The organism is Paraglaciecola arctica (genome assembly GCF_018861065.1).
Lineage (GTDB): Bacteria > Pseudomonadota > Gammaproteobacteria > Enterobacterales > Alteromonadaceae > Paraglaciecola > Paraglaciecola arctica_B.
The window spans coordinates 1-13,772 of sequence record NZ_JAHKQO010000026.1 but is presented as its reverse complement, the minus strand read 5'-3'; the positions used below and the strand labels follow the sequence as shown (position 1 = coordinate 13,772).

Below are 13,772 nucleotides of genomic sequence, written 5' to 3'. Positions count from 1 at the left end.
GAATAGTGGATCATGCGATTAGAGCTAGACGAAGCTAGGCGCTTAACTGGGCCAAATTTATTGTGGGAACATCCCGGCGCCATTGTCGATGTGTTTATTGCTGGCATTGATAAAAATGCAGTCGTGACACTTTGGCAGCGCTGGGCAACAACGCTGCTAACTGAGTTTGGTTGGCAGCAGAAAACTACCTATCGGTTGCATAAAGAAGGGGCAAATTTAGCGCTCAGCGCCCCTATGGATGCACTGTATTGTGCTTGCGACCTCGCTGAATTAGCGTGGCACTGCGCTGTAGCAGAGTTACAAAGCGCAGTTACACCTGATTGGCGGCAACGGCTCAACGAATTGCAGCTCGAATTGGCTGAAGAGCGTAATCCTGAGTTAATCGCTCTTTTGCAAGCTGCACATCAACATAACGTCAGTTGTATTGTAGATGACGACGAAGTCAGTTTGGGGATGGGGAAATCGTCACAAACTTGGCCGGCTCGCGCTTTGCCCGCGTTGTCTAGTATTCAGTGGCAGCAATACCAAGATATTCCACGGGCTTTTATTACTGGTACCAATGGTAAGTCTACCAGCGTGCGCTTAGCCTCGCACATTGCTAAAGCGGCAGGTTTTGTTGCTGGAGTTACGTCCACTGACTTTATTCGTGTGGGTGAAGACATCATTGACACCGGTGATTACTCGGGGCCGGGCGGGGCGAGAATGTTACTCAGGGATCCGCGCACTGAACTTGGGTTTTTAGAGGTTGCTCGTGGTGGAATATTAAGAAGAGGCATTCCAATTGATGCAGTCAACGCGGCTTTGATTACTAATGTTGCCAGCGATCATTTAGGCCAATATGGAATCAATACCGTTACAGAGTTAGCGCAAACCAAGTTTGTGGTGGCCAAAGGATTAGATGAAAATGGCACGTTAGTATTGAATGCTGACAATAAACTCGTGGTCGAACAGGGACTACAACTCGATAAAAAGATTTGTTGGTTTAGCACCCAAGAAAGTAATCCTCTGATCCAGGGTCAGTTAAGGTCAGGTAAAGCGGCTGTCTTTATTCGTGATAAGCATATTATTTATGCCTTAGGCAGTGACGAAGAATGTATCGCAGCATTAGACCAGGTTCCTATGACGCTTAATGGGGCTGCCCAGCATAATGTTCAAAATGCATTGGGTGTAGTGGGTTTATGCAAAGCAATGAATCTATCTACACAGGCAATCTACGAGGGTCTACTGAGTTTTGGAAGTAATGCTCAAGACAATCCCGGAAGAGGCAATTTTTACGACACTAAAGGTATTAAGGTGCTGGTGGACTTTGCTCATAATGAACATAGTATGCAAGCGGTAGTAAAAACGGTTAATCAATTACCGGCTAAGCGCAAGATTGTAATGTTTAGCCATGCTGGCGACAGAAGTGATCAAGAAATTTGTGATCTCACCGACGCAGTCATAGCGTTGGATGCCAGTTTATATGTTGTTACTGAATTACAGCGATATCTGAGGGGGCGCGAATTAGGTGAGGTGCCACAAGTTGTAGCTGAGCATTTACGCCAAAAATCGGTACCTGCACAAAAAATTCAGTTTGCGACTGACCCTCTAGCAGGTGCAAAAATTGCCATGAATTACGCGCAAACGGGTGACGTGGTTTTGTTATTTGTTTTATCGGAAAGGGAACAAGTACACCAATATTTATCTCAATAGTATTGCTGGACTGGATTGCTAAAGCCTTAAATATCTGGCAAAAAAATGGGACTCTATAATAAACTAGCGTTTGCTGTGTTTATTATAGAGTCCCGGTCATTACGGTGTTAATGACGCCAAGAAATAGTCTTTATTTTCTTGGCGATGCTTTAACGCCGCGGCGCATAGCAACTAAGAGTAATAAAAACATCACAGCATAACCTAAAGCGCCACCATCAGATTTTTCAGCAATTTCCGCAATGTCGACTAAGTCAAATTCAGCTTTAGAATCCGGGCCAACAAAAAATGATACTTCAATCGGTTGGCTTTTAAAGGTGGCATTGCTCACCACTAATTCAACGGTGATACGTACTAGTTCATCTACAAATGGAGCAACAAAGGTGAGTTCCTCATCATCAGTCAATATAGTTAATTGTGGACCTTCAACTTGTCGCCACGTGAAGTTAAGGGATTCGCCATTAAGATCATAGGAATCAGCCCCTTCTACTTTGCCCCATTGATTTTGCTGTACGTAATTAAAAATTGCATTGGCGATAGCCACTGGAGGATTGCTGACTGCAGTGATTAAGCCTCCGCTTTCACTCAGTTTAACCACAAACGCATCACGCCCACCTGAGCCAATACCATCCTTTGTTGTTGCATTTAACACACTGACTGAAGGGTCCAAGTCTATGGTATTTTTGAACTGACCTGCAAAGTACACGTTGTTGTCACTATCCTGTGCAAAAGAGTCGCCAGTGTCGTAGTCGGTACCACCAAAGTTTCTAGCCCAGACAAAACTGCCATCAGAGGCATTTAGTTGTAATAGCAATGCATCTTGGTCACCGTTAGAGGCAGGAATATTATTTGCCCAGGTAGAGATACCTGCAGCTGTGCCACTACCAACAATTGATACGCCGCTATAATCACCGGAGATATACAACTTGTCGTTTCCAAAATGAATAGCGTCAATTCCTTCGTCGGTATTTCCAGCTTGATTGCCTAAAACGCCATGCCAAAGATAATTTCCAGAAGCATCTAACTTAACAAAAAACAAGTCCTCATCTCCGCTACTACCAGTGGTTCTATTGGCAGTAAAAGAGGGGTCAAAATCAATTAGATAATCAAAGTTACCTGCTACAAAGACTGAATTGTCAGCCAAATTTACGGTAATGGTACTGACTGAACTGTTGGATTCGTCATCACAATCATCAGCTAAAAATACTCGACTCCATACAAGGTTACCGTCCGTGGTTTGAATCTTTTGCACAAAACCAAAGTCATAACCCGATTCAGTACCCGAATTGTCTGTTGCACCTGCAGGTGATTCAGAATCAAACTCTAAGGTGTTGATGTCTCCATCCAAGTTCACGCCATCGGAATCAGAAGATAAGGTGCCACCTATGTATAGAGCGTTATTGGCACTATCAATTGCCATATCATTGATTTGATCACCAGAGTTTTCACCACCTAAGGTTTTAACCCATAATAAACTACCACTATTGGATAATTTTATGACAAAAGCATCACTGTTATCGTCGTCTTCACCATCATTCGAACTGATTAAGGTGCTATTCGCATTGGGATCAAAATCAATTTCGTCTCGAAATTCGCCGCCAACATAAACATTCTCAGCGTCGTCTATTGCAATAGCCCTCCCTGCTGATTCACTGTCTGCCCCAGAACCATCTAATATTTTAAACCAAGTTAAGCTTCCACTTGGTGACAGCTTCAATATAAACGCCATTTCATGATTGGCGGTAGTGGAGAAAGAGCCAAGTTGGGTAACGACACCATTGGAAGAGATGCGGTTCAGTTGCATAGAACCTTGTACTGTGCTGTTAAAGTAACCGGTAGCATAAACGTTTCCACTGACATCAGCGGTAACTGCATATACTCGGCTATTGTCTGCACTTTGCAAGGAAACAACCCATTGCAGTTCGGTATTAGCTTTATAAGCTACAATAAAAGCATCGTCTGTATATTCGTTAACTTGTGTTTCAATGGTGCTGCTTACTAAACTATTGTTGTTAGTAAAATTCGCAGAAAAATTGATATCGGCACCTAAAAAATCGCCTCCAATATACAAATAACCGTTTCCGCCAACAGCCATAGTTTCAGGATTGTCAGAGTTTGAGTCAATATTTAACCCTAAAGTAGGGTCGTCATCATTGACACCACCAAAAACAAAGGGGTAACTAGCACTTGCTAAAAAGTACTGACTAATAAAACTAATGTTAAAACTGCTTTTGAGAATTTCGGTATCCGAAAATTAATTACCATGTTTTTGAGCCTTGCTATGTTTCGGGAGTATGTATAAGGCTACCCTATACTATTAGTTGTGGGCAATATCTTTACTCTGCATTTGTTTAGTTATTTTTTATTTTCAGTCGGTTACTTAAAGTTAGTGAACATCACCTTGCAGGCTGTAAACCAACAGATTGTATTGCAAGTTGGCTGCGAGTTAGACTGACAGTTGAACCTTTTGTATAATTTTACGTAGCGTGGGTTGTGTCACGTTGAGTAGTTTGGCTTTGTGTTGTTGACTAATATCAAGTTGCAACACTGTAGAATGTAATGACGTTTCAATAGTTTGCCAAAATGTACTATGAGTTTGGTTGTGTAATATAGTATCGAAAAGTCGGGTACAATCGTCTGTTAATGGCTGTAATTGAGGCATTTCAAATACTTGGATATCGAGTTTAGCGAAACGTCGCCGTATCGTGGATTCTGATTGGTTAAGATGCTGGGCCACTTGATACAAACTTCCCCATTTGGTTAGACATCGCGCCAACCATTGTTTTTCTAACCAGTCACCGACCGAGAATAACTCAGTTTGCTGCTTAGCAAAATCCACTAACTTAACCAGTAAATTGGTTATTTGCTCAGAGTCGTCTGGACTTAAAGTTGATCTGCTTGAAATATCGGATTCTACAACCACAGGGTTAGTCGATGGGCTTGGTAAATAACTGTTACTTGAAGTGTCTTGTTGCAATACCAAATGTTCTGTCTCGATATAGTGGCCCGAGCACAGTATTACGGCGCGCATCATGCAATTTTTGAGTTCACGAACGTTTCCTGGCCAAGTGTAGCTTTGTAATTTGAACAGAGCGGTTTCGGAAAAATCACTGATGTCTTTTTTATATTGTTGGCTAAATTTTCTTAAAAAATGCCGACACAGTAACAGCGGGTCATCACCACGTTGATTGAGTGTGGGTAAGCTTAGGGTAAATACGTTGATCCTATGATACAAGTCTGCGCGAAATCGTCCTGCGGCGACTTCTTCTGGTAAATTGCGATTGGTAGCAAGAATCAAGCGCACATCTACCTTTCTGACCCGTTGATCGCCTACAGCGATATAGGTTTTTTCCTGCACAAATCGTAATAATTTTGACTGGATATCCAAAGGTAGCTCACCCACTTCGTCCAAAAATAGTGTGCCACCGTCCGCCTGCGCAATTTTTCCCGGTTGATTATTGATTGCCCCAGTAAATGCGCCTTTTCTATGGCCAAATAACTCACTCTCAATTAAATGCCCGACAATAGTTGAGCAATCAAGAGTGATAAAAGGTTTATCCGGATGCAAACTTAGGTTGTGAAGTTGCTCAGCGATCACTTCTTTGCCGGTTCCCGACTCACCTGTGATCAAAACTGAAGCATCGGTTGGCGCAACAAGTTGCACTTGATGCATTAAAGTACGCATGGCGGCGGACTTAAAAATCAACTCGTGTCCATCGCCATTAACTTTTTCAGCTGTAGTACTTCTATTTTTTTCTTGTTCAAGAAGAACAATTCGCTCAAGTGCCGCGGCTAAATTAGGAGAGATTTGTTCAAGTTGTTCGCTAGATTTGTGAACTTCATGATTGACTTCTGGTTGCCAACAGACTACCAAGATGGCTAAACATTGTTCGCGAGTAATAAGAGGAATGATAACATTCTGATAAGATAAAAGTGTCGTGTTGGTTTGAGTTTCAAAACTGTCAAGAGTGTGCAGACTAATGCTGTTTTGTATTCTGCTGTGAATTTCTTGAACCGCTACCTTAGCGTTAGCTGTACTACTTGCTAAATGAGTTAAATTATCACCTTGTGGCAAATATAGGCCAACAAACTCGCTTTGTAATCCAGAATTCAATAACTGACAAACTTGCGACGAAAACGCCTGTAACGAATGGGTATTACCTATCAAACGAATAATGTCCCATTGCAAATTCATCAATCTAAAATCATCATTGGGCGCTTCAGAAAATTTGCCGCTCATACGGTCTAAATTAGCCAGAATGTTGGCGTCAAATTGAGGTTGCCAACTCACCAATTTACCACCACCTACACTTCGTGCAGCTTGCAAGGCGGTATTGGCTCGACGAAATAATTCCAGCGGCGATTGTTCGCCCAACTGCTCTTCGGCTTCTAGCGTGGCGAGTCCTAGACTAAATTCTAGTTTAACCTTGTTTTTCGAAAACGACTGAGTCCGCAACATCTGTAACATACGTGTTGCTAAAATTTGCCCTTGTTGCTCATTTGTATCAGGCAAATGAACAGCAAATACGGCACCACTAAAACGACTCGCAAAGTCGTCGTTACGTAAAACCTTGGCAATACTTTGGATAATCTCCGTTAAAACTTGATCGCCTACATCTCGACCATGAGAACGGTTAAAATCAGAAAAGTCATCGGGATTAATCAACAGTAAGGTAACAGCCGTAGCTTGTTGATTGAGTTGTTCGAGCCATTCATGACTCTGCCAACTGGCGACTTGACGTAAAATCAGTAAACTCTCATCCCTTGGCAAAGGACCTACAAAGCCATCCACCATCATAACCGTGTTATCTAGCTGAATAGGGAAAGGCGGCAACCGCGTCATAGCATGAGTATGCTTCAAGTCGGCCAAAATTTGCTGCATGCGGTTTTGAGCGGTACTTGAAGGAATATGTAAACTCTCGAGCCAATTCTGTCCTATGGCTGCGACCCCATGGTTTTGAAGTAAGTCGCTTAACTTAGGGTTAATATCAACTATGTTACCTTGGGGGCTCAGAGTAAGTGACAGGTCTCCTAAACAATTCGATAGTAGCGCCAGTTTGTGCTGTGCATACAATTTATCTTGGATCGCCTGTGTTTGTTGCTGTAACAATTGTAACAGTAGTTCAATGACTCCAAACGCTTGCCAATCCACCACTTGATGTTTATCAGGTAACCGATTAACTTGCCATCCCTGAGTATCGGCAGGCAACCAGAATAGGTTGCAATCAGCTAATTCAAACTTTGAAGTTAACGCTAAGGCATGGTCCAAATTTTGACAAACCATTAATAACGGAAGAGATTGCTGCAGAGCACTGCGCATAAGCTCAGCAGTCAGGGTAATCGCCTCAACCTTAAACTTGGGACTGGCTAACTGTTGTAACAACTCCTCAATCATTGGGTTAGTTGGTTCTTCTACATATAATAAGACCACTTCAATGTCTTCAATAGCAGCTGGAAAGTCGGGCGTTTGTTTAATCATTATTACGGCATCAAGTGGTTGAAGTTTTGTTGCAGTAAAGGGGAAATATATTCCGAGGCCACAGGGCGCGAGAATAAATAACCCTGCAACAGAAGATTTTTGGTGTTTTGCAAAGTGGTGATTTGCCCGCTGTATTCAATGCCTTCAGCGATCACTCCCAAATTTAAGCTCGCAGCTAGGGCTAAAATAGCCTCGACTATCGCAATGTCATCCGGTGGTGAATTGATATCACACATAAAAGAACGGTCAATCTTGAGAATATCAATGGGGAATTTTTTTAAATAACTCAAAGAGGAGTAACCGGTACCAAAATCGTCTACCGCTAGGGTGACACCTAGTGCTTTCAGTTCTTTAAGTCGCGCAATGTTTTCTTCTGCGTCACTCATAATCACTGATTCAGTCAGCTCTAATTCCAACAATGATGCTGGAAGTTGAAATTCTTCGAGTACTTTTCTAACTACCTTCGGAAAATCAGGTTGCTTAAATTGATGTCCTGATACGTTCACTGCCACGCGGATAGCATGACCACTTTGTTGCCAAGTTTTGGCTTGTTGGCAAGCATGATAGAGTATCTGTTGACCTAATTTGATGATCATTCCCGTTTCTTCTGCGATAGGAATAAATTCATCAGGAAAAATCGGCTGACCTTGCGGTTTTTCCCATCTGGCCAAAGCTTCTACACCTAAGATACGGCCTGTTTGTGCACACACTTGTGGTTGGTAGAATGGGATCACTTCATTATTGTCCAAAGCCTTACGTAAGTCTTGTTCAAGCTGCAACCGAGCTGCGGCTTTCGAGTTCATAGAGTCTTGATAAAAACGATAACAGCAACGCCCAGACTCTTTGGCAAAATACATGGCGGTATCAGCGTTTTTAAGTAAACTTTCCGCGTCTTCACCATCGTGAGGAAATACGGAAATACCAATGCTTGGTGTGATCACCACTTCAAATTGTTCTAGTTGGAAGGGCGTGCTGAAGCTTCGGATCACTCTTTCAGCTACTAACATCGCTTCGTTAGAGTTATTTAGGCGACTTAGGAAAATGGTAAATTCGTCGCCTCCAAAACTGGATAACTGTGTTGCCTGGGATTCGGAGTCTTTGGTGGTACGAGCGCACATATCGCTGTCACGTAAGTTTGCCTGTAAGCGCAGCGCTACTTTGCGCAGTAACTTATCACCGTAACTGTGTCCCATGGTATCGTTGATGCGTTTGAAACGATCGAGGTCAATATATAACATTGCAGCTTGATAGTTATTACGTTTAGCCATGGCTAAATAACGTTGTAAATCCTGCATTAAGTACTGGCGATTCGGTAACCCAGTTAGCGTGTCATAAAACGCCAGTTGATGTAGCTCTTGTTGTTGTGTGACTAAATCAGCAAAGGCTTGACTAGCCCGCAATATATACTTAACTCGCTCACCTAGAATCGGCCATTTGATAGGTTTTGCGATAAAATCCGTTGCGCCTACCGCATATGACTTATGTATAGAGGCGATATCGTCCGAACCCGTCACCATAATAATGGGGATGTGTTTACCATTTTTATGCGCGCGGATAGTTTCGCACACCTCAAAACCGTTCATTTCAGGCATAGACACATCGAGTAACAGCAAAGCGGGGCGATGTTTTTCGAATTGTTCTATTGCCTGCCTACCGTTTTCAGCCTCGATGACTTCAAGAACATCGCTACTTAAGGTTTCTTTCATTAAGATACGTGCAGTGAGATCATCATCGCTGACTAAAATTTTGGTTTTCACATCACTCGACATATTTAAATTGCTCCAATTTCTCACAGCTGATAACCAATGTTTCCTGAACGCGTTGCGTCAAGGAAACAATGTTGTCAGCTTGAGAATTCTTCATTTGTTCTTCAAGCTCCTTGCAAAGTTCAAATAAGGCTTTCGCCCCTGAATTTCCCGCCATGGATTTTAGTGCATGGGCAGTTTCACCAATTGCGATAAAATCAGGCTCATCTGCGCTACTTTGCTCACCAAGTTGGGTGACTAATTTTTGTGATTCTTGAATAAACGCATCCAGTACTCGATTGAATACTGGATTTCCTGTGTCTTTGGATATTTTCAATAAAGTGTCTACCGTGCCCATATCTAACAAAGTTTGCTCAGCAGCTGGGTCTTGCTCATCAGTAACTAGGCTATTTGTTTGCCGGTCGCCAACTAGTTGTGACTCTTGTGACTGGTTTGAGTCTAAGTCATTTGAGTGTTCAGTAACGGGTAAAAAATGCAATAGAGTCTGTTCTAACTCTTGCAAAGAGTAAGGTTTAGACATGACTTCATTCATGCCTGCATCAATACATTGCTGGCGCAGGTCATCTCCCATACCCGCAGTTAGGGCGATAATTGGGATCTCAGGCCAATTTTGGCGGATGGCTTTGGTTGCAGCATAACCATCCATTACCGGCATTTGGCAATCCATTAGAATTAAATCGGGTTGCTTTAAATTGACCTGTTCAACGGCTTCGGCACCATTATCAGCTAGCCATATTTCGCATTCCAAAAGTCCCAACATGCTTTTGGCGACTTCTTGATTGGTAAGGCTATCTTCTGCGACTAGAATATTGGCATTAAAATGTTGATGATTAGAATGATTTTCGTCGAGACGTTTTTGATCTTCACTTTCAATACCTAAGGCGCGGCGCAAGCTATTTTGTAAGCCCCTGTAGTGCACAGGAAGGGGTAATATATTACGGGTATCGTTTTCTTGCCATTGTGAAGTAGGTAACAAACATATCCAATTATCTAGAGAAATCCCAGACTCTTGTATTGCATGTTGATGTTCTGCTTGGCTGATCCACAAACCATTTTTTGCTGTGGCCAATTCTGCTTTGATCCGCGACACATGCACTGCACGAATGTTTAACTTCACTAGCATAGTTTCGATAGATTTACCCAACCCACTTGGCAAATTTACTAGGTGTATAGTGGGGCAGTCAGGAATTGATTGAGGCTCAATCAACGAATTTTCAATCAAAGGTAAATCCACTTCCAAACTAAAGCGGCTGCCCTCACCAATGTTAGATTGCACCCTTAACGAGCCCTTCATTAAAGCGGTGAGTTGTTTGCAAATTGCTAAGCCTAAACCCGTGCCGCCATATTTTCGGGTGGTAGAAGCATCTGCTTGGGTGAACATTTCGAACACTTTTTGCTGACGATCTGCCGCCATACCGATTCCGGTATCTTGCACGCTAAAAACAAAACCACTGTAATTGTCGCTATTAGCAATTCTCTGGGGACTTTTACTGAAACACTCAGTCATGGTGACACTGAGGTTCACCTCGCCACGTTCGGTAAACTTTATCGCGTTACTGGTTAGGTTTGCGATTATTTGCCGTAGTCTGGCAGGATCGCCATACACTTGTGGTAACGGGGCAGCTGACAAAATAGCGTTAATGTTTAAGCCTTTGTTATAAGCGGATTCGCTGAACAAGTCACATACATCTTCGAGCAACGCTTCTAGGTCAACAGGCACAGATTCTAATGTGGCTTTTCCGGCTTCTAATTTGGAAAAATCTAAAATATTATTCAATAAATCGAGTAATAACCTGCCCGAGCGATACACTAATTGCGCAAAGTGTTGTTGTTTAGGTTTTAAGTCTGAGCTTAATAACACCTCAGTCATGCCCAACACGCCATTCATTGGAGTACGTATTTCGTGGCTCATGATGGCCAAAAAGTCACCTTTTTCTTTGCTAGCTTGTTCTGCAAGTCGCCGGGCTTTTTCAGTTTCTTCCATGGCATGTTCGAGTTGTGAATTGGCGTTTAGCAACTCTTGAGTACGTTCCGCTACTTTTTCTTCTAATTCGATTACTTGTTGCATTTCTAGTTGACGCTTGCGGCGATAGCGCCACACAAAATTAATGACAATTAACAAGACACATAACCCATAGAGGCTATAGGCCCATAGGGTTTTCCACGGAGGGGGCAACACCTCAATAGGTAACTCTACCCCTTGGGTGTTCCATAACCCTTGATTGTTACTGGCTTGTACTTTGAGCACATATTCACCAGAAGGTAAATTGGTAAAAGTTGCTAATCGTCTATGTTCTAGCTCAATCCAATTCGGGTCCAATCCTTCAAGTTTATAGCGATACTCGTTTTGACCCGGAGAATTAAAATCAAGAGCCGAAAATTCGAATGAAATAAAGTAATCCTTGTAACTCAGTTTTAACTTTTCTAAGTGCTGATAAGGTTGATCAAACCATACCTGCTCATTAAGTTTTTTAATACGAACCAGCACAACTGGAGGTATCACTGCGTTGTCTTTTATGTCGTCAGGATGAAAACGTACTAGGCCAGTATTTCCACCAAAGTACATAATGCCTTGGCTATCTTTAAAGCCAGCGCCAAAGTTAAATTCACTGTTTTTTAAACCTTGAGAAGAATCGAAGTGACGCATCTTTCCGGTATCAGGATTAAGCCTTGTTAACCCTGCAGTACTGCTTAACCATAAATGGCCATTGTTGTCATCGAGAATGGAATAAATATGACTGCTTGGTAGGCCACTTAAACTATCATAATGGGTAAATGTATTGTTCAACGCAGAAAAGTCTTGAGGTAACCATTTATTTAGACCGCCTCCTTGGGTTCCTACCCAGAGTTGCGCTTTAGGATCTTGGTAAAATGTCCAAGCCATAGAGGCCGATAAACTATCAAAGTTATCTGGTTGGTGCTCAATATGGTCAAAATCCAATCTCTTGTGATCTAACATATTAATACCTAAGACTGTGCCTACTACTATGGTGCCGTCGACTAATTGGTAGACGGCCAAGACTCGGTCGCTGTTTAGACTTCTTGGGTTGGTATCGTCAAAGCGATAATGCACAAAATCACTGCTTCCAGCGGCTAGGAAATTTAAACCTCCACCGAAGGTTCCCACCCAAACGTTGCCTTCACGGTCTGGAAAAATGCTAGTGACACCGTTGAAGCTCAAGCTATTGGGTTTTTCAGGATCATGCACAAAATAATCTAGCTGCATGTTGTCTACATTTAATCTTCCTAAGCCACCATTGCGTGAGCCAAACCATAATATGTTGTTATTGCCACGCACCGTCATTATTCGAGCATCTCGCAGCGCTGGCACGCTGTCTTTATTGATAACTTGCTGTACATCACCATCACTATTTAAGCGAGTGATCCCACCGTAGCTGGCCACCCAAATAGAACGTTCACCCTGTGACGACAATGTTTCAGCAAACCCCAATACCACTTTACTGGCTAAGCCCACGTCTATGTGTACAAAAGGGATCTCGATACTTTTGCTAATGCCGTTATAGGTGCCAAACCACAATAACCCAGATGGGTCTTGTAAAATTGATAAGATCTTATTATCGCTCAGCCCGTCATCTACATTAAAAGTACGAAATTTATTGTTTCCGTCCCATAAACTTGCTCCAGCCTCAGTACCAAACCATAAACGTTGGCGTTGATCTTGATAGATAGTGTGAACAAGGTTGCCGGCAAGGCTATTGGGCTGTTCTTCATTATGTTGAAAACTAGTAAATTTATTTCGTTGTGCATCTAATACACTCACTCCGGCATCATAACTGGCTAACCAAAGTCGCTTCTGAACGTCGATAAATAATTTGGTTAATCGATCACTAAACAGTGCTTCAGCAGAATTACTGTGAATGTGGGAGAGTTGCTTATCTTGTGTGTTTAGCTTGAGTAGGCCATTACCATCTGTCGCTAGCCATAGGTCACTGCCATCTGCAATCATTGCGGTAATGGCTGCATTTTTTTCCAAATTTGGCAAAAGTGCACGAGTCTCAAAGTGTTCGAAGGTCATTTCGTTCGGGTTCATGCGGCTAAAATCGCCGTTGTTATAACCTAACCAAATAAAACCAAGCTCATCTAACGCAAGGCTGCGAATACGATTAGAACTAGGGGTTTTTCTTAAGTCGTCTCCCTGTTTCCAAGTAGTAAATGTTTGTTTGGCTGAATTGTATAAGTTAAGACCGCCGCCGTCAGTGGCTAGCCACAAACGTTTTTGTTTATCTTCCAAAACCACTCGCACATTGTCAGAACTAAGTGAGTCGGATTTACGCGAGTCGTGCACAAAACTAAGTAACTGATAGCCATCATATCGACTGACACCTTCTTGGGTGACAACCCAAACGTAACCGGTAGTGTCTTGGTAAATTTGGCGTACTGTTTTCTGGGATAATTGGTTACTTAGTTCACTCGGTGTAAAACTAAAGTTACTACTGTGGGCAAGGTGGGTTTTGAGGCAGCAAGTAAGGAAAAATACGAACCAAAATTTTCCGTTTGTAAACATACGCGAAAGATGTCTTATTTTTATAATTTATGGAGCTAGATTAACGCAAAGGCATACAGATGCCAACATTTAGCCATTTACGTAATAAACATTGTGAACTTAGGCACTAAAGGGAGCTGGGCAATTTTTTTGCAAAGGTTTTGAATAAGTATGATTTTTGTGTCGGGGTGAGATAGATGGCTATTATTTTAAGGTAGGGAGAATACAAATAAGCCGCCAAAACCCAAGGTTATGGCGGCTAAATATTGGTGGTCTACTTATTCTTGTAACATGAAGTTTTCTTGATTCATATGAGCTTCATCCCACATGAACG

Annotated in this window: 5 protein-coding genes; 1 reads left to right on the top strand and 4 read right to left on the bottom strand. The window is 42.4% G+C overall.

The window, feature by feature from the left end; all coding sequences use genetic code 11:
- Nucleotides 1-12 precede the first annotated feature (12 nt).
- The gene (locus tag KO534_RS09915) at nt 13-1,692 is read left to right on the top strand and encodes a Mur ligase family protein (RefSeq protein ID WP_215929499.1); all 1,680 of its coding nucleotides are present in this window, start codon (nt 13-15) and stop codon (nt 1,690-1,692) included.
- 130 nt (nt 1,693-1,822) lie between these two features.
- Here KO534_RS09915 and KO534_RS09910 read toward each other — a convergent pair whose 3' ends face one another.
- The 4 genes from KO534_RS09910 to KO534_RS09895 all read right to left on the bottom strand — a co-directional run bounded on the left by KO534_RS09910 (nt 1,823) and on the right by KO534_RS09895 (nt 13,459).
- Nucleotides 1,823-3,784: a hypothetical protein gene (locus tag KO534_RS09910; protein ID WP_215929498.1), complete on the bottom strand. Its 1,962-nt coding sequence runs from the start codon at nt 3,782-3,784 to the stop codon at nt 1,823-1,825.
- A gap of 351 nt (nt 3,785-4,135) precedes the next feature.
- Entirely contained in the window at nt 4,136-7,168 is a 3,033-nt protein-coding gene (locus KO534_RS09905) for a sigma 54-interacting transcriptional regulator (protein ID WP_215929497.1), read from the bottom strand.
- Nucleotides 7,169-7,170: 2 nt separating this feature from the next.
- On the bottom strand, nt 7,171-8,937 hold the full coding sequence (locus tag KO534_RS09900; RefSeq protein ID WP_215929496.1) for a two-component system response regulator: 1,767 nt from the start codon (nt 8,935-8,937) through the stop codon (nt 7,171-7,173).
- A complete protein-coding gene (locus tag KO534_RS09895; RefSeq protein WP_215929495.1) occupies nt 8,927-13,459 on the bottom strand; it encodes a hybrid sensor histidine kinase/response regulator in 4,533 nt (1,510 codons plus the stop codon). Before KO534_RS09895 ends, KO534_RS09900 begins: the two co-directional genes overlap by 11 nt.
- Between the last annotated feature and the right edge of the window lie 313 nt (nt 13,460-13,772).

Excerpts from the sequence above, each read along its gene's own strand:
- KO534_RS09895 (WP_215929495.1), bottom strand. The coding sequence starts at position 13,459 with ATGTTTACAAACGGAAAATTTTGGTTCGTATTTTTCCTTACTTGCTGC.
- KO534_RS09915 (WP_215929499.1), top strand. The coding sequence starts at position 13 with ATGCGATTAGAGCTAGACGAAGCTAGGCGCTTAACTGGGCCAAATTTA.
- KO534_RS09910 (WP_215929498.1), bottom strand. The coding sequence starts at position 3,784 with ATGGCTGTTGGCGGAAACGGTTATTTGTATATTGGAGGCGATTTTTTA.
- KO534_RS09905 (WP_215929497.1), bottom strand. The coding sequence starts at position 7,168 with ATGATTAAACAAACGCCCGACTTTCCAGCTGCTATTGAAGACATTGAA.
- KO534_RS09900 (WP_215929496.1), bottom strand. The coding sequence starts at position 8,937 with ATGTCGAGTGATGTGAAAACCAAAATTTTAGTCAGCGATGATGATCTC.